Raw genomic sequence first — 19,714 nt, 5'->3', positions numbered from 1 at the left:
ATGCACCACTACGTCATCATCGACGCCTTTGCCAGCGTCCCGCTGGAAGGCAACCCGGTCGCGGTGTTTTTTGACGCCGATGATTTGCCGCCCGCGCAAATGCAACGCATCGCCCGAGAGATGAACCTCTCGGAGACCACCTTCGTGCTCAAGCCACGTAACGGTGGGGATGCGCTGATCCGGATTTTCACCCCTGTCAACGAACTCCCCTTCGCCGGGCACCCGTTGCTCGGGACGGCCATTGCCCTGGGTGCGCACACCGACAACCACCGGCTGTATCTGGAAACCCGAATGGGCACCATCGCCTTTGAGCTCGAGCGCCAGAACGGCAGCGTGATTGCCGCCAGCATGGACCAGCCGATCCCGACCTGGACAGCCCTGGGCCGCGACGCGCAATTGCTCGAGGCCCTTGGCATCAGTGACTCGACCTTTCCCATCGAGATCTATCACAACGGCCCGCGCCATGTGTTCGTCGGCCTGCCGAGCATTGAAGCCTTGTCGGCCCTGCACCCCGACCACCGTGCACTGTCGAACTTCCACGACATGGCGATCAATTGTTTTGCCGGCGCAGGACGGCATTGGCGCAGCCGGATGTTCTCCCCGGCCTACGGCGTGGTCGAGGATGCGGCCACAGGCTCGGCTGCCGGGCCATTGGCGATCCATCTGGCGCGCCATGGCCAGATAGCGTTCGGCCAGCCCGTGGAGATTTTGCAAGGCGTGGAAATAGGTCGCCCGTCACTGATGTTCGCCAAGGCCGAGGGCCGCGCCGAGCACCTGACGCGCGTCGAGGTCTCAGGTCATGGCGTCACGTTCGGACGCGGGAGCATCGTGCTATGAACAGCTCAATACAGGGTACGCCGCTGTTGGGTAAAGGCCTGTCGGAATCCCTCACCGGCACACTGGATGCACCGTTTCCCGAATATCAAACGCTGCCTGCCGACCCCATGAGCGTGCTGCGCAACTGGCTGGAGCGTGCGCGACGCGTGGGTATCCGCGAACCCAGGGCACTCGCGCTGGCCACCGCCGACCGCCAGGGCCGGCCCTCTACGCGAATCGTGGTGATCAGCGAGATCAGTGACGCCGGGGTGGTGTTCAGCACCCATGCCGGCAGCCAGAAAGGCCGTGAACTGGCCCACAACCCATGGGCCTCGGGGGTGCTGTATTGGCGCGAAACCAGTCAGCAGATCATCCTCAATGGCCAGGCCGTGCGCCTGCCGGATGCCAAAGCTGATGAGGCGTGGCTCAAGCGTCCGTATGCCACGCACCCTATGTCATCGGTGTCGCGCCAGAGTGAAGATTTAGAGGATGTGCAGGCCATGCGCAACGCTGCCCAGCAATTGGCCGAGGTGCAAGGCCCGCTGCCGCGTCCCGAAGGGTATTGCGTGTTCGAGTTGCGGCTTGAATCGCTGGAGTTCTGGGGCAATGGGCGGGAGCGGTTGCATGAGCGGTTGCGCTATGACTGTAGCGATACGGGATGGAGGGTGCGGCGTTTGCAGCCCTGAAAAGCGTTCGGCCAACTCATTCTCCGAACGCAGGCGCTGCTGGAAGGCTATTGCTTGGGGGCGTTTTCCTTCGCTCGCAGCGCCGTGATCGTCTCGCCGGCAACGCCCCAGTTGTCGGTGGGCACCTCATCAATCACCACGAAGGTCGATGTCGGCGGTTTGTTCAGCACGGTGTGCAACAACGTCGTGACACCCTCGATGAGTTGACGCTTATGCTCAGCGGTCACGCCTTCCTGAGTCACTTTGATGTTTACGTATGGCATGTTCCGACCCTCCTATGGTTCACCATGTTCCGGCAGTAGAGCCGCCGTCCACGGGGAGGATCGCGCCGCTGACGAACGAGGAATCGGTCAGATACAAGACCGCATCGACCACATCCTGAGGCGACCCGATACGGCCACTCGGGCTCATGCCCCTAAGTGAAGTGTGGTGCTGTTCATTGTCGCCGTGCATCGGCGTGTTAATAATGCCCGGAGCCACCGCATTGACTTTCACCTGCGACGCCGCCAGCTCAAGGGCGAGCCCTTGCACCGCATGATTCAGGCCGCCCTTGATCAGCACCGGCAACAGCGCCGGGACTTTGATATTGGGTTGCATGGCTATGGATGCCGTAATCGCAACAATGTGACCGCTTTGGTTGGCGGCCATATGTCTGGCCGCCAGTTGGGCCGGGTAGAAAAAGCCCTTCAGATTAGTGTTGATCATGGCGTCCACATCGGCGTCGGTATATTCACCTATCGGCTTGGGAATGAAGATACCGGCATTACTGATCAGGATATCGACTTTGCCGAAAGCAGCCACCGCCTGATCGAACAAGGCCTGTGCGGTTTCCGGTTTGGCGATGTCGCCTGCCACAAGGACGAAATTGGACGGGTTGCCCAGACGAGCAGCGGCTTCCTGCAGCCGAGCATGGGTGCGAGCGTTGCCGACAACGTTGTCGCCACGTTGAAGATAGGCCTTGGCAATCGCAAACCCCAGGCCGCTGGAGGCGCCGGTGACGATGACAGTTCGTGCTGCTTTCATGATTGCTCCGCCTGTTGAGGCATTCAATGTGAGTGAAGCGCCAATCTAAATGACAAGCCGACGTTGAAAAATGGCGTAGAAAGCACTTCAATTGATACTCCATGTAATGAATAAGGACGTCATGAGCCGCTATTTTGATGACATCCAGCTGGGCAGTATCGAGTTGTTCTGCCTCACCGCAGAAAGTGGCAGCTTCACCGCAGCCTCCATCAAGGCAGGCTTGAGTCCGGCGGCGGTGAGCCGCTCGATCGCACGGCTGGAGGCGCGCCTGGGCGTGGTGTTGTTTGTGCGCACCACGCGGCAAATGCGCCTGACGGAAGGCGGCCGCGCCTACTATGAGCAATGTCAGCAGGCTTTGACCCAACTGATAGAGGCTGAACGGACAATTACCGGTGCCCAGGATGCACCGTCCGGGCGAATACGCATCAGCGCGCCCACTCCCTATGCGCACTACCGGCTGCTGCCTTTGCTGCCGAGCTTTCGCCAGCGATATCCCGACGTCAAAATTGACGTCCACGTAAGCAATCGCAACATCGATTTCATAGAAGAAGGTTTCGACCTCGCCATCAGAGGACGGCAACCGGACGATTCCGGGTTGGTCGCCAGGCGTCTTGAAGACACGGAATTGTTAGTGGTCGCCACTCCCGATTACCTGAAACACGCCGGTATACCGCAGACTCCGGCAGACCTGAAGGACCATGAATGCATCCAGTTCGAAATGCCCAGCAGCGGGCGCAGGTCGCTATGGGCGTTTAACGTCAACGGCCAGAAAGTGGAATTGGAAACCTCGGGCAACTACACCTGCCAGAGCGATTTCCTCGCCACGGCAACCCTGGCCAAAAGCGGCGCGGGCCTGATGCAGGCGTACCGTTTTACGGTTCAGGAAGAGTTGGATAGCGGCGCCATGCAAGCGGTGCTGACGGAGTACGGTGGTACTACCCGGCCATTTTTCCTGATATTTCCGCAAAAAAGGCACCTGCCGCTGCGCGTCAGGGTGTTTATCGACTACTTGGCGGACCATCTGACGCGTTGAATGTCATGCCAGGCAAGGCGATTACACCTCGTGCGGCCATGCTTCACAAATAACTACGATCACTACTGAGTTTCACTATCAAGATAAAACCTGGGGATACGGCTATTGATAGAGGGTAAATAGCTCCACTGATAATGAGGATCAGACGAGGCTGGTTTGCGATGTAGCCATACCGAAATCGCCTCGGAGGCGATCGTCAATGCAAGTTGCTGGCCTGGGCATTCATGTCTTCCAGTGCCGAAGCTGAAGGTGCGCCGCTCAATGCGTTTGAGCAAAAAGCTATCGGGGTCCGGGTTCGCACAGGAATCCCTGTTCGCTGAAGCGAGTAACACGAGAACCGTATCGCCCGCCTCCAAAACGCTACCCTCGATGGTGCATCGTTTCGCAACGAATCGACGGGTGTTTTGCACGGGCGCGTCGTAGCGCGCGACCTCTTCTACCAAGTCTGCAACGAGCATTGGCGTAGATTCCAACTGTTCAAGCAGATCAGGGTTACGATTGAGCGCTACGAGGGTATTGCCGATCAGGCCTGCGGTGGCTTCGCAGGTCTGTGACAACAGGCCGATCAGGTTAGCGATCAATGCCTCTTGATCTCTCCAGGCGGCGGCTTCGCATCCGCTCCTGACATGGCTCAAGAAGCAGCCACTTTCATCGTCGGTACCCAGCAGCTCGCTGAATAATTGACTTAGCCGAGCGGCCGCAGAATTGGATTCACCGAGTTGAATGGCGTCGCTTAACGGTGACAGGCAGGCCACAAAGTCCCGTGTAAGCCGCGCTACGTCCCGTAGCCGCTTGGATGGAAGGCCTAACAAGGTCGCAACGACAGAAACGGGTAACGTGAACATCAACTCATCGGGGTTTTCGACCTGGCTATCGGAGGCCTCGATCACGCGTGACACGACGGCTGCGATGCTTTGCGTCTTTACAGAAGCCAAGGCGGGTGCGATAGCCTTCTTGGGGCACAGGTGCTGCGGGCCCTCATTCATGCGCATCAAACGACCGAAAATCATGCCTGCCGCGCCCTGTGCAATGGCAGGCGGAATCGGCTCGTCTAGCGGACGCACCCGACAATCTGGATGCTCCAGAATGGCTTCAACCGCTTTGGCGCTGCTTGCGATCCATAAACGAGAATCTGCATCGAATAGCAGACCCAGTTGTTGCCTGAGGCCCGCATAATAATCGTAAGGATCAGCATGGGTAGCTGCTTCAAAAGGTGTCATTCCAAAAATCCTGTTCACAAAGAACAGCTACTATCGAACACCCTTCATGGCGACGATTCGCTCAGGAACGAAATATGGATGCTCAAAGCAATGACACCGCGATTTCTCGGGTAGCCGGTGCGATAGCCGAGCCTGCGAGGACGAAAATGCTTTGTTCGCTGATGGACCGCCACGCCCGTACCAGTACTGAAATGGCCGTCATCGCCGACGTGAGCGCATCCACCGCGAGCGCGCATTTGGCGAGGCTAAAAGAGGACGGTTTGGTAAAGCTGCACACCCAAGGCAGGCATCGTTACTACAGTCTGGCTGACGCGCAAGTGGCCCAGGCTATTGAAGCGCTCATGGTGATCAGCCAAAACGCCGATAAACGATATATATCCACGACCCCGACCCGATTGCAGTTCGCGCGCACCTGTTATGACCACATGGCAGGAACACTGGCTGTACAACTGCACGACCATTTCATGGCGTCAGGCTGGTTAACCGTGCCGGTTTCTGGGGAAGGTTTGTATCAGCTTACGATAAGCGGTGAAAAAGCCTTCACCGGTCTCGGTATAGAGATAAAAAAGCTAAGAGCACAGCGACGCCGTTTCGCCTGCTCCTGCCTGGACTGGAGCATGCGCCGCCCTCATCTTGCCGGAGCCCTCGGAGCGGCTTTTTTACAGACAGTCATAAGCCGCGAGTGGGTAATTCAGGACCTTGATAGTCGGGCACTCGCCGTGACACCGAAGGGACAGAAGGAACTCTCTGGCCGGTTCGGGCTTGCTGAGTTCAGCCCGATGTGAGAAAGACTCTGCCGCCTAACCCGACACCACCGATTTAGCCTCCAGAAACGCTTCCAAACCTGACACGCCAAACTCTCTGCCTATCCCTGACTGCTTCACTCCGCCAAAGGGTGCGAGTAATTCTGGAGCGGCACGATTGATCAAAACGGTACCCGCCTCAAGCTCACAAGCCATACGATTGGCGCGGTCGTGATCGTTACCGAAGATATAGGCCTGCAATCCGTAAATGGTGTCGTTGGCAATCTCGACGGCCTGTTCCTCGCAGTCGTAGGTCATGATTGACAGCACCGGCCCGAATATTTCTTCCTGCGCGATCGCCACCGAGCTTTTCACTTCGGAAAATACCGTGGGTTTGACAAAGTAGCCTCTGTCGATGCCGTCCGGGCGCCCTGCCCCGCCAGCGACGAGTCGAGCGCCCTGTTCCAGGCCCTGGCGAATGAACCGCTGGACTCGATCAAACTGCGCTGCACTGGCCAGCGGCCCCAGGCTGGTATCAGGACGCCATGGATCGCCAACGACCAGCGTATCGACAAAGGCTTTCACGGCAGCGATGACCTCAGCTGCCCGCTGGCTCGGCACCAGGAGTCGCGAGCCAGCGACACAGGCCTGGCCGTTGTTCATGAACGCGGCATTCACGATCAGCGGGATGGCGCTGGCTAAATCTGCATCCTCCAGCAGAATCGAGGCGCACTTGCCGGTCAACGACAGGCTCACCCGCTTCAGGCTGTCGAGGCCTGCACGCGCAATCAGCTTGCCGGTTGGAGTAGAGCCTGTGAATGAAATCTTCGCCACTTTTGGGTTTGTACTCAGTTCATCCCCAACGTCTCGCCCTCTGCCCAGCAAGACATTGAACAGTCCATCCGGTAGCCCCGCGCTGTGAAGCGCCTCGGTGATCACTTGGGTCTGAACGGGGCTGAGTTCGCTGGGCTTGATTACAGCGGTACAACCCGCAGCGATGGCCGAGGCCAACTTGCTGCAGACCGTTCCAGCGACACTGTTCCAGGGCACGATCAGCGCTGCGACACCCACCGGCTCCATTGACACCCGCGCCGCGCCGATTGTTCGAGTCAGGGGGTAGTCTTCAAGCGTCTGGACAGCATTCGCAAAGCACTGCGAGACGTACTGGCTTACCCATTGGGTACGCGAATAGGCCCCGCCGTATTCCTCAATGGCAGAGTCGCGAATGTTATCGGCGCTCCTCAGCACCGCGGCTTGCAGCGCTCTGAGCAGGTCAATGCGCTGCGCTTTAGAGCTGCGGGCAAACGAACGCTGTGCCCGCGCGGCCGCGTCGATGGCCAGCACCGCATCTTCGCGGTTTGCCAGCGTGACCATCCCCAGAACGTTCTCGGTCGTAGGAGAAATAATCGGCAAGCGCTCCGTGCCCCGAACCGGGACGAACGTGCCGTCTATGTAGCTCGTGCTGATGCTGTGCATGGGCTTCACCTAGGCATTGGGTTGGATGAGCAGGATGCTGCTCATTTCGCCGTCGCGGCTCTCTCAATCAAGCGAGCCACGGGCGCTGGATTTGAGACCATCACCACGTGGGACGCGCCCTTCACCACCTCCACGGCTTTAGCGTCCGCTCGCTTGGCCATGAACGCCAGTGCCTGGGGCGGGATGTTCTTGTCCTGGTCGCCGTAGATCGACCAGCTCGGGATGTGCTTCCAGGCCGGCGTGCCAAATGGCTCGTTCAGCGCGGCGTCGGTTACCGGGCGCTGGGTTGCGGCCATCAATGCGGCTTGTGCGGCAGGAACGTCAGCGGCGAATTGGTCGTGGAATTTGCTCTGCTGGATGTACAGGTCTTTTCCTCCATCGCTCAATGGCACCGGCGCTGCGAGGGTTGGCCCCAATGTGCTGCCGGGAAACTTGCCGGCCAGACCGGCGACGGTTTCGCCGGTGTCGGGGGCGAAGGCGCTGACATACACCAGCGCCTTGACGTTGGCCTGGTCATTCGCCGCTGCACTGATGACGTTGCCGCCGTATGAATGGCCCACCAGCACAACCGGCGACTTGATGCTGGTGATCAGTGATGCGACGGAGGCGGCATCACTTTTCACGCTGCGCAGCGGGTTGGCTGCAGCGATCACGGTGTAACCGTCCTGTTCGAGAATGCTCGCCACCCCGTTCCAGCTCGAGGCGTCGGCGAAGGCTCCGTGAACAAGCACGATGGTGGGTTTTTCGGTCTGGGCGAACGCGGTGGTACCGGCAAACAGGCAGGCTGCGACGGCCAGCGAGGCAAGGGTTTTTTTCATGTGAAACTCCGTTGAGTCTGGGTTAAGGGGCGTACCGTGTGAACACGAAATCATGGTTTTGAACGCGTGCTTGATGGCAGGCAAAACAGGTCTCGTGCTGCGCCTGATCGACAGCCTTGCCGTTGATAAAACGTCCAAAGCCCCAGCCGCCGGTCGCGGCGTACTTGCTCGAATCCTTCACCATCACTTGAACCGTTGTGGCTGCGCCGGGTATGGAAGCCGGCTCGAATTCGGGCGATTGCACGTGTTTCCAGGCAAGCTTCACCAGCACCGTGCCCTCGGGAAAAGGTAACGCTGAGTCCTGGTAGGCCTTGACTGCTAGGTCATTGCCGACCACGGCGCGCAATTCGTCCAGGGGAGCGGCTTCCTGCGCTGGGGCGATAAGCGCCCACTTGCGATAGCCTTCGGGAATTTTCACGCCGTAGATCGGCGAAGCGTCGCCGTCAGCGCTATCGCCCATTGCGGCACCCGTGAAGGTGAGCGCAACCGCTGCAACAGCCCCGGACAAGACGGCCAGATGCATGAATTTCATCGTGACTCTCCCTGTCAGAGGTGATCAGCGTCAATCACCGCCTGGGCGAACGCCTGCGGTGCTTCTTGAGGCAGGTTGTGCCCGATTCCACCGCTGATAAGGCGGTATTCATACTTACCGGTGAAACGTTTTGCGTAAGCCTCAGCGGGCGGGTGAGGCGCGCCATTCGCGTCGCCTTCCATCGTGATAGTCGGCACGCTGATGGAAGGAAATGCCGCCAGCTTCTGCTCGATCGCGTCGTATTTAGGCTCCCCTTTGACCAGATCCAGGCGCCAGCGATAGTTGAAAATCGACACGGCCACGTGATCCGGGTTTTGCAGGGACGCTGCGCTGCGATCAAACGTGGCGTCGTCGAAATTCCACTTCGGCGAGGCCAGCTTCCAGATGAGCTTGGCGAAGTCATGGGTGTTTTTCTCGTAACCCAGGCGGCCGCGCTCCGTCGCGAAGTAGAACTGGTACCACCACTGTAATTCGGCGGCTGGCGGCAGCGGCGCCTTCCCCGCCTCCTGGCTGCCTATCAGGTAGCCGCTCACCGCGACCAGGGCTTTTACGCGTTCCGGCCACAGTGCTGCGACGATATCGGCAGTGCGGGCGCCCCAGTCAAACCCACCCAGCACGGCTTTTTTGATCTTCAGCGCATCCATGAAGTCGATCAGGTCGGTCGCCAGCGCAGCAGGTTGGCCATTGCGAACGGTCTTGGTCGAGAGAAAATGCGTGTCGCCATAACCACGGGCAGAAGGGATCAGAACCCGATAGCCCTTGTCCGCCAAAGCAGGAGCAACGTCAGCGAAGGCGTTGATATCGTAGGGCCAGCCGTGCAGCAAAATCACCACCGGGCCATCGGCCGGGCCGAGTTCCGCGTAGGACACGTCCAACACGCCTGCCTTCACATGCTTGAGCGCACCCAGTGAAGTGTTGGCGCCCGGCGTGATAGAACCTACGGTGGAAGCCGGTATGTCGGCAGCGCTGGCTTGGGAAATACCTACCGCCACTGCGGTAAATTGCAGTAACGCGGCGGCCACAAGCGTTGGGGCAAAAGCCCGCAGGCGCCAGGTTTTACTTGGGTTGTTGAGCAAGGCCATATCCATCGTATTTTCTCCGTGGCGGGCCCGCGAGTAACGGCCCGGTGTGTTGACGTGCGTATGTGTCACTGCGCGGTCTTGGTTGCGCCCAGCTTGACGCGCAGCGGCCGGAAGGCTTCACGCAACTCTTCGCTGAACAATTGCGGCTGTTCCCAGGACGCGAAGTGGCCGCCCTTGCTCACCTGGCTGTAATAGGCAAGTGATGGGTAGGCGCGTTGCGCCCAGCTTTTGGGGGCCTGATAGATCTCGTGGGGGAATACCGTGATCGCCACCGGCACCTTGATGCTTGCCGTCTTCTGCGCGGCTGCGCTGAAATTGTTGTTGTTGTTTTCCCAGTAGAAGCGCGAGGACGATGCGCCGACGTTCGTCAGCCAGTACAGGCTGATATCGTCCAGCATCTCGTCACGGCTAAGGACCCGCTCAGGCTGACCGTCGCTATCGGTCCAGGCGGCGAATTTTTCGTACATCCACGCCGCGGTGCCGGTGGGCGAATCGGCCAGCAGGTAACCGATGGTTTGCGGGCGGGTAACCATCATTGCGCCATAGGCAGCGTTGCGGCCGAAGAAGGTGCTCAATGAATCGAACGCCTTGCGTTCAGGCTCGGCAAGCCCGGCAGGGGCCGGGTCGCCACTGTTGATCGGCTTGACCAGCTCGGGCGGGATGGTGGCCGGCATGTTCAAGTGAATGCCCAGCAGGCCAGGCGGATTCAGGCGACCCAATGCATCCGATATCACCGAACCGTGGTCGCCGCCCTGGGAAACATACTGGGCGTACCCCAGACGCTTCATCAGCACGTCCCAAGCCTTCGCGACGCGATCCGGCCCCCAGCCCAGTTCTGTCGGTTTGCCGGAAAAACCGTGCCCGGGGATCGACGGGATGATCACGTCGAATGAGTCTTCAACCTTGCCGCCGTAAGCCACCGGATCCGTCAGCGGGCCGATGGTCTTCAGGAACTCGAACTGCGAGCCAGGCCATCCATGGGTCAGCAGCAGCGGCATCGCGTTGGGGTTGCGTGAGCGGACGTGGATGAACTGAATATCCACGCCGTCGATGGTCGTGATGAATTCGGGCAGCGCATTGAGCTTGGCCTCGGCCTTGCGCCAGTCATAGCCTGTGCCCCAGTACTTCACCAGCGCCTGGACCTGGGCCAACTGCACGCCCTGCGAGACGTCATTGACGGTCTCTTTGTCTGGCCAGCGGGTTGCGGCGATGCGCTGTTTCATATCGGTCAGTTGAGCTTCATCGACGTGAATTCGGTAAGGCCGAATCGATTCGGATTGGGTCGAAGCCGCGCTGGCAGCTGACGCATCGGCAGCCCAGGCACCCCCGCTCCCAGCTATCAGGGCCAACCCAAACATGCCCCGCTTCACAGGGTTTTTCCAGTCCATAATGGGATCTCCGTGCATCAAATGAGTCATCGCCAGGAGAAGGCGTGTGCCTTCTCGATGGGTTCATTTAACGCCCGGCAGGTATCCGGTTTGTGTCACCCACCGGCAGGAAATGAATCACTGTGTATCCAGTTGCGCCACAGATACAAAACCCTACAAACCGACCACGCGTAGACCTGCGCCGGGTGGCAACCTGGGCACGTACGCTGAAAAGGGTTCCCCGATGGGAGCCGGCACCTGGATATACTCGACGGCGCCTTCTTGTTAACAAACAACAACAGCCAAGGGCTAAAGGTGGGTCAAGTGGAGCACGTAGATCACATTCTCATCGTCGACGACGATCGCGAGATCAGAGAGTTGGTGGGCAATTATCTTCAGAAAAACGGACTGCGCACGACGGTGTTGGCGGACGGCCGCCAGATGCGTGCCTTTCTGGAGTCCACGCCGGTCGACCTGATTGTGCTGGACATCATGATGCCCGGAGACGACGGGTTGGTGCTGTGTCGGGAACTGCGAGCAGGCAAGCATAAAGCTACACCGATTCTGATGCTCACCGCGCGCAATGACGACACAGACCGCATCATCGGCCTGGAGATGGGCGCCGATGATTACCTGGTCAAGCCCTTCGTCGCCCGGGAGTTGCTGGCGCGAATCAACGCCGTGCTGCGCCGCACACGCATGTTGCCGCCCAATCTTGTCCTCACCGAAGCGGCCCGGCTCCTCGCCTTTGGCAAATGGCGGCTGGATACCACGGCCCGGCATTTACTGGACAGTGAAGGCACCATCGTGACGTTAAGCGGCGGTGAGTATCGGCTGCTTCGCGTCTTCCTCGACCACCCGCAGCGCGTCCTCAACCGCGATCAGTTGCTCAACCTCACCCAGGGCCGCGACGCCGACCTCTTCGACCGGTCGATTGACTTGCTTGTCAGTCGGCTGCGCCACCGGCTGCAGGACGACGCGCGAGCCCCTGCCTACATCAAGACGGTTCGCAGCGAGGGCTACGTATTGACCTACGCCGTGGAAGTCTCCGGAGAGCGGCCATGACGATGGGTTGGCCACGCACGCTGGCCTCGCGGTTGGCACTTATCTTCCTGGTGAGTCTGGTGCTAGCTCATGGGATGTCGTTCGGCCTGCAGTTTTATGAGCGTTATCAAAGCGCCAAGACCTTGATGCTGGATAATTTCGAACAAGACCTGGCCACCTCGGTAGCGGTACTGGAGCGCTTGCCGGCCGATGAGCGTGAGGCCTGGCTGCCCCGTTTCGAACACCCGAACTACCGATACGCACTGGAGCAAGGCCAGCCGGGTTCGCCAATGCACATGGCCACGGCGCCTGTATCCGTGCGCTCCATGCAAGCGACACTGGGCCGAGACTATCAACTGAGCTTCACCGACATTCCGGATGTGCGCCCCCACTACCAGGCCCATTTGCGCCTGAAGGACGGCAGCCCACTGACCATTGATGTGCGGCCATCGGTAATGCCGCTATCACCGTGGCTACCGGTTGTTCTGGTTGCGCAACTGTTGCTGTTGTTCATCTGTACCTGGCTCGCCGTGCGCACGGCCATACGCCCATTGACGCGGCTTTCCCAGGCGGTAGACGGGCTTGATCCGAATGGCCAGGGTGAACCGCTCAAGGAGGACGGGCCAGTGGAAGTGGCCTACGCTGCCGTCGCTTTCAATACCCTGCAGGAGCGCATCGCCACTTACGTCAAGGAACGCATGCAGCTATTGGCGGCTATTTCCCACGACCTGCAGACCCCCATCACACGCATGAAGCTTCGCGCCGAGTTCATGGAAGATTCGCTTGAAAAGGACAAGCTCTATAAGGACCTGGATGAAATGCAGCACCTCGTCCAGGAAGGCGTGGCCTACGCGCGCAGTATGGCCGGTTCCAGTGAGCCAAGCCGGCGCGTGGATGTCGACTCCTTTCTGGAAAGCCTGGTGTTCGACTACCTCGATACGGGCAAGGACGTCGCGTTGGTGGCGAACGGCGGTGTAGCCATCGACACGCGCCCCCATGCGCTGCGCAGGATTCTGGTCAACCTCGTGGATAATGCGTTGAAGTTTGGTTCAGCGGTCGAACTCAACGTACAGCGCCAACCGGAAGGTGGGTTGCTGATTCAAGTGCTGGACCGTGGCCCCGGCATACCTGAACACCAACTGCCCGAAGTGTTAAAACCTTTTTATCGCGTCGAGAACTCGCGAAATCGGGAAACCGGTGGAGCAGGACTGGGCTTGGCGATTTCACAACAACTGGCGCTTACACTGCAGGGCTCCCTGCGCCTGGTGAACCGCGACGGCGGCGGCCTGTGTGCGGAGTTGACACTGCCGCCCACGCTCAAACTTTCCGCCAAGACGCCCGTGGATCATCCCCCGCGATAATCACCCCTTGTTCTTCGCTTCGGCCAGCAACTGCTGGATCACTTGTTCCTGGGCGTCATAACTGCCTTCGCCAAAATGGGTGTAGCGGACCTTGCCTTCGGCGTCGACGATGTAGTGCGCGGGCCAGTACTGATTGTCGAAGGCGCGCCAGATCGCATAATTATTGTCGATGGCGATCGGGTAGTTCAGGCCCAGCTTCGCTACGTTTTTGCGCACGTTGTCGACCACCCTCTCAAACGGATACTCCGGCGTGTGCACGCCGATGACCACCAGCCCGTCCTTTTCGTATTTCCTCGCCCACTCCTTCACGTACGGAATGCTGCGCTGGCAATTGATGCAATCAAACGTCCAGAAATCCACCAGTACCACCTTGCCTCGCAACGATTCCTTGCTCAGCTCCGGTGAGTTCAGCCACTGGACGGCCCCCGACAGCGACGGCATTTCACCCTTCACGCTCATCTCAGGCGTGGTCGCGGCCTTCACAGTGTCCACCAGGGAATCAACGATCCTGGGTACCCCGCTCAGCAGCGATTGCTCCACCCTCGCCGCCCCCTCGGATGAAGTGCCCGCGAGCAGTTGGCTCTGTGCGCCACTGGCGACCACCACCGCCGCCACAAGCGTGGCCAGGCCGGCACCACGCCGTAGCCAGGCGGTGACCGGCAACGACAATTTCAACCGAGACATCAGGCCTCGGCCGGCGAAAATCAGCACGCCCAATGAGAGAGCGCTGCCCAAGCCGTAGGCCAACAGCAGGAAGCTGGTCTGAGCGCTGGGGCCTTGCAGCATCGCGCTGGTCAGTATTATGCCGAGGATCGGCCCTGCGCAGGGCGCCCACAGCAGTCCGGTGGCGACCCCGATCAGCAGCGATGCGCCGGGTCCTGACAACCTGCGCGTTGCAGGATCGAGGCGATTACCCAGCGCCGTTAACGGCCGCATCAGCCAGTTGCCGACCCTGGCGGACAGCAACGACAGGGCGAACAGCACCAGCACCACCAGCGCCACCTGGCGACCGATACCGTTGGCCGTCACCACCCAGTCACTGCTGACGACGGCGAGGCTGGAAACCAGGGCAAACGTCAGCGCCAGGCCGAGCAGGGTCCACACCACTGATGAGGGCGAGCGATCGGCTCGGGCGAATAGAAACGGCACGACGGGCAGAATGCACGGGCTGAGCACCGTGACGATACCGCCGAGGAATGCGATCAATAACATGGCGCCACCTGCTGTTGGTTTGGCCGAGGTGAAGTCCCTCGCTGGCGCCAATTGAACCGCGTGGAGGTATCGCGAGTGTGTCGGTAAGGCGCTCTATTGAATCGGCAAGTATCCGAGCGGCCCTTGGATACACTGCGGTACGGAGCTAGCGTGCGCTCAACACGCCATTAATCTCGCAAACCACCTGCCTGGTCGCTTGCTCGATGGTGCCTTCATTGCGGCATAGAACCCAACCGTGATCGGCGACCGCTCGCTCGAACGCCTGGGTGCAAGCGACGTGTTCTTCCAACGTATGCAGTACCGTACTGCTCAGCCCACGCCGTCGCGCCGCCGCCCTCGCCCAGGACAGTTCAGCGTCGGTAACCACCCCGACATGCAGGTCGGGCACTTGCACGTTGCGTTCGATGTTCAACTGTAGAATCTGCGCAAACGGAATCAGCCGACGAAACGCCGCGTCGGACGGGTACCAGCGGTCGATCAGAATGATGCTGTCCGGTGGCTGCTTAGGCAGTACATGCCTGGACATCCAGCTGCGGCTCTCAGCGAAACGCTCACACACCGCCCGCTCCAACGCGCGGCTGGGGTGCCTGACAAGCTGGTTGACCAGTGCCATGGTTTCACCCCGATGGGGATCGCTCTTTTTCTCGCACAGCCGGATCACTTTTTTATTCTCGGCCCTGAGTGCCGACGTCACCGCTTCCAGCAGCGTGGTCTTGCCGGTGCCCTTGGGCCCGTCCAGTGAAACGAATAGCGCGCGGCTCATTGACCAGCTCCCATGGCGGACATAGCGATCGGTGTGTTGTCCGCAGGGCGAATCGAGCCTGAAGAACTTCTGATTTTTTCTGAATCACCGCGCCGTCCAGTCCTCAAACGATCACGCCCTGCACGGGTACCACGTGTTGATTGTAATGGAGGAACGCCCATGTTCGATAAGCCGCACTACCTGATCAGTTTCATTCTGGACAACCAGCCACAAAGCCGCACGCTCGAATACGAAGGCGATGAGCTGGACCCGCAGCTCGCACAATCCCTGCTCAGGCAGCGCTTTGCCGAGCTCAAGGATGCGCAATTGAGTGACGTCCAAGTACAAAAGCGTACCAAGCCGAGTGACGAAGGCCATGACATTCCGGGGCATTACAAGCAGCCGTGAATGGCCCTGGCCTGGTGGGCCTCAGTCAATCGGGCCAATATTGATCGTACGATCAGCGCCCAGCCCCTCGACCTTGGCGAGGACATCGCTGGGCGTGTCTTCGGAGAACGTCAGCACATAGCCCATGCCGCTGCCGTCCTCTTCAACCGAGGTCACCCACAACTCCACCTCATCGAAAGCCAGGCCTATGGCGTCGCCGATCAAACGGTTGCGTGCTTCAAAATCGGTGTCGCCCGCGGGGTAATGGTTCATTGGCAAACCTCCTCTTTGCTGTGTCGACGTTGTTATCAACATAGACGCCGGACCCACTGACGCGTTCGTTTTTTTGCCGCGCAAGCGCGGGGCCACCGCTCATCAGCCCGAGCTGCGCTTTTTTTAAACTCGTGGCTTTTCGATGATCCAAATCAGGTGTGGACTATTCAACCATGACGGACAATCGGAGGACTCATGAACCACACCACCCCGGATTTGCCATGTGCCTGCCCAGGCTGCAGTTGCCAGGTCAGCGATGCCGCCCGCTATGAACGCGACGGCAAAGCGTACTGCAGCCAGGCCTGTGCCGACCTGCATCCGCGCGGCCAGGCGTGCCCCAGCGCCGAATGCCATTGCGAGTCGAATGTGCAGGTGCAAGACCGTGCGGTCAGCGACAGCCAGCTCGACGAAGCGATCGAAGAAACCTTCCCGGCCAGCGACCCCATTTCCCCCTGAGCGTGGAGATCCACCTGTGGGAGCACGCCTCCTGCAGGTGGGTCTGCTTCAGCAGTTGACAGGATGCCGCCACCCTCCCCACCCTGCTGGTCTGTCCGCCCTGCCCCGAGGCCGTCTTTTGGACTATTTCGCTGCCCTGACCGCCTTCGTCGAAGCCGCCGATGGCAACAATTTTTCCCGCGCCGCCGAGCGCCTGGGCATCAAGGCCTCGACCGTCTCACGCTATGTGAAGGACCTCGAGCAGGACCTGGGCATCGCGCTGTTCAATCGCTCCACGCGCACCCTGCACCTGACCGAAGGTGGTCACACGTTCCTGATGCACGCCCGCACCGTGCTCGATGAGCTGGAACACGCCAAGGCGGCTACGTCTGCGTTGAACCAGCACCCGCGTGGGTTGTTGAAGCTCAACCTGCCGCCAGCCTTCGCCCGTCATCATATCCTGCCGGCGTTGAATGACTTTCGCCTGCGCTACCCGCAGGTCAGCCTTGAGTTGATGCTGGATAACACCCAGGTCAATCTGATCCACGCGGGTGTCGATTTGGCGATTCGTGTCGGCGCCCTGGCCGATTCCACGTTGAAGGCGCGCAAGTTGTGCGACGGCCATTACCGCCTGGTGGTCAGCCCGGCCTTTGCGATGCAACACCCGCCGCCGTCCACGCCAACCGATCTGGCCCATGTGCCTGCGGTACTGAGCACTCGTCCCGTCAGCGATTTCACCTTCGCAAGCCAAAGCCGTGTATTGCCGTTGGTGCATGGCGACTGTATCCGTATAAACGACCTGGACGCGCAACTGATCGCCGCACGCCAGGGCCTGGGGTTTGCGCTGTTGCCAGACTGGCTGGTGGCGCAAGGCATCAGGGCCGGCGAGCTGGTGGTGTGGTTGCCGCAATGGCGGATCCAGGGGGTAGAGCGCGAGTTTGCCGTGTGGTTCGTCTACCCGCCCAAGCGCATCGTGTCGTCCAAGGTCCGCTGTTTTATTGACTTTATGGTTGAGCGCCTGGGCGAGACACCGGACTGGCATTGACTCAACTGAAGCGAATATCCAGGGCACGCAGGTAGGTCTGCAGCCCCGCATCCTGAATCGGGATCAGGAACGCCTCGCTATCGGACTCATTGAAGTGCGCATGCCAATACCCCGGCGGCGTGACGAATGCCAGGCCAGGCGACCAGTCGACCCGCACCGGGTTGCGGATCTGCCCATCGCTGTCCAGCTCGGTGCCTACCAGGGAGTAGCAACCTGGCGGGCAATCGATGATGAAATCCAGGGCAATCGACTGATGCCGGTGGGGCTTTTGCACCGACCCGGCCGGCAGAATTCCGTACATCGCCCATAGTACGTGGGTCACAGTGCGCGTTTGCGGGAAGTGGCGGTTGCCCAGCAGGATACTGATGCGGCTGCGGTCCTGGGCGCGGGGGTCATCCGCCGCTTCGCGCAGCTTCGTGTTGGCCAGTTCCGCCGGGTACAGCGTCGGGGTAAAGCGGTCTGCGCTGCGTGTCACCCCCAGGTAGCGCAACAACGGCTCATCGTGCACATAGTAAAGTCGCGCATCCGCGCTGGCACTGAAGTGCGCCGCGTGCAATCCCGGCAGCGCGATAAAACAGCCGGTGGACCATTGAATCTCATGCTCGGCCTGGGTCACGCTGCCCGCCCCGGCAATCACGTAGAACACCTGGGAGGTCGCGTTGGGTTGCAGGGTCAATGTGTCGCCACGGTTAAGGCGCATGAAGTTCGCGCACAGGCCGGGGCCTGTGGCCGGGCCTTCACAGCCCAGGGCCTCGCTGAGGTCCAGCGGCACGATTCGCGAAGGGCCGCTGGCATACAGCGAGGCAGGAAAGCTGTGGTAGGGAATGCGCGGTATGAGATTGGCACTGATGGGGTTGGCGGCCTTGCTGTACTCGAAGTACTCGGCGTCCACTTGGTAGGTATCGGCCAACGCGGGGTTCAATTCACGGTTCATCAGGCTCACCTCAGTCTGCGACGGGTATGCGCGGCGCCGTTGAGTGCGCTGCGCGGGTGAGTGGACTATAGGCATAAGCGCGCCGGCGGATTAATCCCTTGATCCGCACAGCAGTTGTGCCAAACGGGTAAGCAACCGTTCGGCTTAACGGTGCGCAAACGCCGGAATGTCCAGCCCCAGGCTGTCGCGCAAGGTCTTGCCTTCGTACGCGGTGCGGTAGACGCCGCGCTCCTGCAGCAACGGAATGACCTCCCGAGTGAACCGGGCAAATTGCTCCGGGTGCCCGATGTAGATGTTGAAACCATCCACGGCCCGCGCCTGCAGCCAGTCCGCCATTTTCTGCGCAACCGTGTCGGCCGTGCCGGTGAAGGCCCCAGGCCGCAGCTGTCGGCCAAATTCCACGGCCTGACGCAAGCTGAAACCCTGCTCGCGGGCCTGATCGGCGATGCGTTTGGCCGCAGTGAAGAAGCTGCTGCGCGCCGCCTCCAGGCTCTGCTGGGGGAACGGCGCGTCGAGGTCGTACTGGCTGAAGTCATGCCAGCCGAAATTACGCCCGAACTCTTTGAGCGCAAGCTCGAAGCTATGATCGGTCTGGTGGTAATGGCGCTCGATTTCACGGGCGTGCTCATCGGTGTCGCCGACATACACCTCCGCACCCGGCATGATCAACAGTTGCTCCGGATCGCGGCCTGCGACTACTGCCCTGTCCTTTATATCCCGGTAGAACGCCTGGCCCTGCTCGATACTGGTCGCATGGGTGAAGATCACGTCGGCGGTCGCGGCGCCCAGGTCGCGGCCTTGCTCGGAATCCCCGGCCTGGAAGATCACCGGCTGGCCCTGGGGTGAGCGCTGGATGTTCAGCGGGCCGACCACCGAAAAGTGTTCGCCCTGGTGATTCAGGCGATGCAGTTTGCTTGGGTCGAGAAACTGCCCGGTGGCGCGGTCGCGCACGAAGGCGTCGTCCTCGTAAGAGTTCCACAGCCCCTGCACCACCTGCACATGTTCGGCGGCGCGGCTGTAGCGCGTGGTGTAGTCGTAATGCTCGTCAAGGCTGTAATTGCCGGCAGTGCCCGCATCGCCGCTGGTCACCACGTTCCAGCCGACGCGGCCTTTGCTGATCAAATCCAGTGAAGCCAGGCGCCGTGCAACGTTATACGGCGCGTTGTAGGACGTGGTCAGCGTACCCACCAGGCCGATATGCCGCGTGCTCACGGCCAGTGCCGACAGCAGGGTCAATGGTTCCAGGCGATTGAGGTAATGGGAGGGTGAACCTGGGGTGATGAACTGGCTGTCGACGATAAAGATCAGGTCGAACAACGCCGCCTCGGCCTGGCGTGCGATGTCGATGTACCAGTCGATGTTGACGCTGGCGTCGGCCGGCAACTGCGGGTCGAGCCACAGGTTATGGCGGCCCGGGCCACCGCACCCCATGGTCAGGGCGCCCAGTTTGAGCTGTCGTTTGGTCATGTCGGATGAATTCCTTGG

General features: G+C 60.3%; 22 protein-coding genes. 9 read left to right on the top strand and 13 right to left on the bottom strand.

Going from position 1 to position 19,714, the window contains the following annotated elements:
* On the top strand, positions 1-837 hold the full coding sequence (locus tag C4J94_RS13575; RefSeq protein WP_124386633.1) for a PhzF family phenazine biosynthesis protein: 837 nt from the start codon (positions 1-3) through the stop codon (positions 835-837).
* Positions 834-1,502: a phenazine biosynthesis FMN-dependent oxidase PhzG gene (gene phzG / locus C4J94_RS13570; protein ID WP_124386632.1), complete on the top strand. Its 669-nt coding sequence runs from the start codon at positions 834-836 to the stop codon at positions 1,500-1,502. The genes C4J94_RS13575 and phzG overlap by 4 nt, the downstream gene beginning before the upstream one ends.
* A 47-nt stretch (positions 1,503-1,549) precedes the next feature.
* Here phzG and C4J94_RS13565 read toward each other — a convergent pair whose 3' ends face one another.
* Together C4J94_RS13565 and C4J94_RS13560 are read right to left on the bottom strand one after the other, a co-directional pair.
* The gene (locus tag C4J94_RS13565) at positions 1,550-1,765 is read right to left on the bottom strand and encodes a 2-hydroxymuconate tautomerase family protein (protein ID WP_124386631.1); all 216 of its coding nucleotides are present in this window, start codon (positions 1,763-1,765) and stop codon (positions 1,550-1,552) included.
* A gap of 19 nt (positions 1,766-1,784) precedes the next feature.
* A complete protein-coding gene (locus C4J94_RS13560; protein ID WP_124386630.1) occupies positions 1,785-2,525 on the bottom strand; it encodes an SDR family NAD(P)-dependent oxidoreductase in 741 nt (246 codons plus the stop codon).
* Positions 2,526-2,646: 121 nt separating this feature from the next.
* Between C4J94_RS13560 and C4J94_RS13555 the strand changes: the two genes are divergently transcribed.
* Complete coding sequence (locus C4J94_RS13555) at positions 2,647-3,558, top strand: LysR family transcriptional regulator (protein ID WP_124388978.1); 912 nt, start codon at positions 2,647-2,649, stop codon at positions 3,556-3,558.
* Between the two features lie 62 nt (positions 3,559-3,620).
* Here C4J94_RS13555 and C4J94_RS13550 read toward each other — a convergent pair whose 3' ends face one another.
* On the bottom strand, positions 3,621-4,778 hold the full coding sequence (locus C4J94_RS13550; protein ID WP_164485580.1) for a cytochrome P450: 1,158 nt from the start codon (positions 4,776-4,778) through the stop codon (positions 3,621-3,623).
* 74 nt (positions 4,779-4,852) lie between these two features.
* Between C4J94_RS13550 and C4J94_RS13545 the strand changes: the two genes are divergently transcribed.
* Positions 4,853-5,563 carry a helix-turn-helix transcriptional regulator gene (locus C4J94_RS13545; RefSeq protein ID WP_124386629.1) on the top strand — a complete coding sequence of 237 codons (711 nt, stop codon included), beginning with the start codon at positions 4,853-4,855 and terminating at the stop codon, positions 5,561-5,563.
* 15 nt (positions 5,564-5,578) lie between these two features.
* On the opposite strand, the gene C4J94_RS13540 is transcribed toward C4J94_RS13545, so the two are convergent.
* Genes C4J94_RS13540 through C4J94_RS13520 form a run of 5 tightly spaced genes read right to left on the bottom strand, consistent with a single transcriptional unit; the run spans position 5,579 to position 10,817 of the window.
* On the bottom strand, positions 5,579-6,997 hold the full coding sequence (locus C4J94_RS13540; RefSeq protein ID WP_124386628.1) for an aldehyde dehydrogenase family protein: 1,419 nt from the start codon (positions 6,995-6,997) through the stop codon (positions 5,579-5,581).
* A 41-nt stretch (positions 6,998-7,038) separates the two neighbouring features.
* On the bottom strand, positions 7,039-7,815 hold the full coding sequence (locus tag C4J94_RS13535; protein WP_124386627.1) for an alpha/beta fold hydrolase: 777 nt from the start codon (positions 7,813-7,815) through the stop codon (positions 7,039-7,041).
* Between the two features lie 22 nt (positions 7,816-7,837).
* Positions 7,838-8,347, bottom strand: a complete 510-nt coding sequence (locus C4J94_RS13530; RefSeq protein ID WP_124386626.1) for a cytochrome P460 family protein — start codon at positions 8,345-8,347, stop codon at positions 7,838-7,840.
* Between the two features lie 14 nt (positions 8,348-8,361).
* Positions 8,362-9,435, bottom strand: coding sequence for an alpha/beta fold hydrolase (locus tag C4J94_RS13525; RefSeq protein WP_124386625.1), 1,074 nt, complete (start codon positions 9,433-9,435; stop codon positions 8,362-8,364).
* Between the two features lie 59 nt (positions 9,436-9,494).
* The gene (locus tag C4J94_RS13520) at positions 9,495-10,817 is read right to left on the bottom strand and encodes an epoxide hydrolase family protein (RefSeq protein ID WP_372240884.1); all 1,323 of its coding nucleotides are present in this window, start codon (positions 10,815-10,817) and stop codon (positions 9,495-9,497) included.
* A 303-nt stretch (positions 10,818-11,120) separates the two neighbouring features.
* Here C4J94_RS13520 and C4J94_RS13515 point away from each other — a divergent pair, with 303 nt between their 5' ends.
* Positions 11,121-11,861, top strand: a complete 741-nt coding sequence (locus C4J94_RS13515; RefSeq protein ID WP_124386623.1) for a response regulator — start codon at positions 11,121-11,123, stop codon at positions 11,859-11,861.
* Complete coding sequence (locus C4J94_RS13510) at positions 11,858-13,201, top strand: HAMP domain-containing sensor histidine kinase (RefSeq protein ID WP_124386622.1); 1,344 nt, start codon at positions 11,858-11,860, stop codon at positions 13,199-13,201. Before C4J94_RS13515 ends, C4J94_RS13510 begins: the two co-directional genes overlap by 4 nt.
* Here C4J94_RS13510 and C4J94_RS13505 read toward each other — a convergent pair whose 3' ends face one another.
* A complete protein-coding gene (locus C4J94_RS13505) occupies positions 13,202-14,413 on the bottom strand; it encodes a cytochrome c biogenesis protein DipZ (protein ID WP_124386621.1) in 1,212 nt (403 codons plus the stop codon). It lies immediately after the preceding gene.
* Positions 14,414-14,558: 145 nt separating this feature from the next.
* On the bottom strand, positions 14,559-15,176 hold the full coding sequence (locus C4J94_RS13500) for a dTMP kinase (RefSeq protein WP_124386620.1): 618 nt from the start codon (positions 15,174-15,176) through the stop codon (positions 14,559-14,561).
* A gap of 159 nt (positions 15,177-15,335) precedes the next feature.
* Here C4J94_RS13500 and C4J94_RS13495 point away from each other — a divergent pair, with 159 nt between their 5' ends.
* Positions 15,336-15,563, top strand: coding sequence for a hypothetical protein (locus tag C4J94_RS13495; protein ID WP_124386619.1), 228 nt, complete (start codon positions 15,336-15,338; stop codon positions 15,561-15,563).
* A gap of 21 nt (positions 15,564-15,584) precedes the next feature.
* On the opposite strand, the gene C4J94_RS13490 is transcribed toward C4J94_RS13495, so the two are convergent.
* Entirely contained in the window at positions 15,585-15,815 is a 231-nt protein-coding gene (locus C4J94_RS13490) for a hypothetical protein (protein ID WP_124386618.1), read from the bottom strand.
* A 195-nt stretch (positions 15,816-16,010) separates the two neighbouring features.
* Between C4J94_RS13490 and C4J94_RS13485 the strand changes: the two genes are divergently transcribed.
* Positions 16,011-16,271 carry a metallothionein gene (locus tag C4J94_RS13485; RefSeq protein ID WP_124386617.1) on the top strand — a complete coding sequence of 87 codons (261 nt, stop codon included), beginning with the start codon at positions 16,011-16,013 and terminating at the stop codon, positions 16,269-16,271.
* A gap of 118 nt (positions 16,272-16,389) precedes the next feature.
* Positions 16,390-17,295 carry a LysR family transcriptional regulator gene (locus C4J94_RS13480; RefSeq protein WP_124386616.1) on the top strand — a complete coding sequence of 302 codons (906 nt, stop codon included), beginning with the start codon at positions 16,390-16,392 and terminating at the stop codon, positions 17,293-17,295.
* A gap of 1 nt (position 17,296) precedes the next feature.
* On the opposite strand, the gene C4J94_RS13475 is transcribed toward C4J94_RS13480, so the two are convergent.
* Together C4J94_RS13475 and C4J94_RS13470 are read right to left on the bottom strand one after the other, a co-directional pair.
* Positions 17,297-18,229 carry a cupin gene (locus C4J94_RS13475; protein WP_124386615.1) on the bottom strand — a complete coding sequence of 311 codons (933 nt, stop codon included), beginning with the start codon at positions 18,227-18,229 and terminating at the stop codon, positions 17,297-17,299.
* Positions 18,230-18,373: 144 nt separating this feature from the next.
* Positions 18,374-19,696: an LLM class flavin-dependent oxidoreductase gene (locus C4J94_RS13470; protein WP_124386614.1), complete on the bottom strand. Its 1,323-nt coding sequence runs from the start codon at positions 19,694-19,696 to the stop codon at positions 18,374-18,376.
* Positions 19,697-19,714 lie beyond the last annotated feature (18 nt).

The organism is Pseudomonas sp. R5-89-07 (genome assembly GCF_003851685.1).
Taxonomy (GTDB): domain Bacteria; phylum Pseudomonadota; class Gammaproteobacteria; order Pseudomonadales; family Pseudomonadaceae; genus Aquipseudomonas.
Note: the sequence above shows the minus strand (reverse complement) of the source record. Positions and strands in the feature narration are given on the sequence as shown.

What these genes read in the sequence shown, in the direction of transcription:
- C4J94_RS13575 (WP_124386633.1), top strand. Translation starts at nt 1, where the DNA reads ATGCACCACTACGTCATCATCGACGCCTTTGCCAGCGTCCCGCTGGAA.
- phzG (WP_124386632.1), top strand. Translation starts at nt 834, where the DNA reads ATGAACAGCTCAATACAGGGTACGCCGCTGTTGGGTAAAGGCCTGTCG.
- C4J94_RS13565 (WP_124386631.1), bottom strand. Translation starts at nt 1,765, where the DNA reads ATGCCATACGTAAACATCAAAGTGACTCAGGAAGGCGTGACCGCTGAG.
- C4J94_RS13560 (WP_124386630.1), bottom strand. Translation starts at nt 2,525, where the DNA reads ATGAAAGCAGCACGAACTGTCATCGTCACCGGCGCCTCCAGCGGCCTG.
- C4J94_RS13555 (WP_124388978.1), top strand. Translation starts at nt 2,647, where the DNA reads ATGAGCCGCTATTTTGATGACATCCAGCTGGGCAGTATCGAGTTGTTC.
- C4J94_RS13550 (WP_164485580.1), bottom strand. Translation starts at nt 4,778, where the DNA reads ATGACACCTTTTGAAGCAGCTACCCATGCTGATCCTTACGATTATTAT.
- C4J94_RS13545 (WP_124386629.1), top strand. Translation starts at nt 4,853, where the DNA reads ATGGATGCTCAAAGCAATGACACCGCGATTTCTCGGGTAGCCGGTGCG.
- C4J94_RS13540 (WP_124386628.1), bottom strand. Translation starts at nt 6,997, where the DNA reads ATGCACAGCATCAGCACGAGCTACATAGACGGCACGTTCGTCCCGGTT.
- C4J94_RS13535 (WP_124386627.1), bottom strand. Translation starts at nt 7,815, where the DNA reads ATGAAAAAAACCCTTGCCTCGCTGGCCGTCGCAGCCTGCCTGTTTGCC.
- C4J94_RS13530 (WP_124386626.1), bottom strand. Translation starts at nt 8,347, where the DNA reads ATGAAATTCATGCATCTGGCCGTCTTGTCCGGGGCTGTTGCAGCGGTT.
- C4J94_RS13525 (WP_124386625.1), bottom strand. Translation starts at nt 9,435, where the DNA reads ATGGATATGGCCTTGCTCAACAACCCAAGTAAAACCTGGCGCCTGCGG.
- C4J94_RS13520 (WP_372240884.1), bottom strand. Translation starts at nt 10,817, where the DNA reads ATGGACTGGAAAAACCCTGTGAAGCGGGGCATGTTTGGGTTGGCCCTG.
- C4J94_RS13510 (WP_124386622.1), top strand. Translation starts at nt 11,858, where the DNA reads ATGACGATGGGTTGGCCACGCACGCTGGCCTCGCGGTTGGCACTTATC.
- C4J94_RS13505 (WP_124386621.1), bottom strand. Translation starts at nt 14,413, where the DNA reads ATGTTATTGATCGCATTCCTCGGCGGTATCGTCACGGTGCTCAGCCCG.
- C4J94_RS13500 (WP_124386620.1), bottom strand. Translation starts at nt 15,176, where the DNA reads ATGAGCCGCGCGCTATTCGTTTCACTGGACGGGCCCAAGGGCACCGGC.
- C4J94_RS13495 (WP_124386619.1), top strand. Translation starts at nt 15,336, where the DNA reads ATGTTCGATAAGCCGCACTACCTGATCAGTTTCATTCTGGACAACCAG.
- C4J94_RS13490 (WP_124386618.1), bottom strand. Translation starts at nt 15,815, where the DNA reads ATGAACCATTACCCCGCGGGCGACACCGATTTTGAAGCACGCAACCGT.
- C4J94_RS13485 (WP_124386617.1), top strand. Translation starts at nt 16,011, where the DNA reads ATGAACCACACCACCCCGGATTTGCCATGTGCCTGCCCAGGCTGCAGT.
- C4J94_RS13475 (WP_124386615.1), bottom strand. Translation starts at nt 18,229, where the DNA reads ATGAACCGTGAATTGAACCCCGCGTTGGCCGATACCTACCAAGTGGAC.
- C4J94_RS13470 (WP_124386614.1), bottom strand. Translation starts at nt 19,696, where the DNA reads ATGACCAAACGACAGCTCAAACTGGGCGCCCTGACCATGGGGTGCGGT.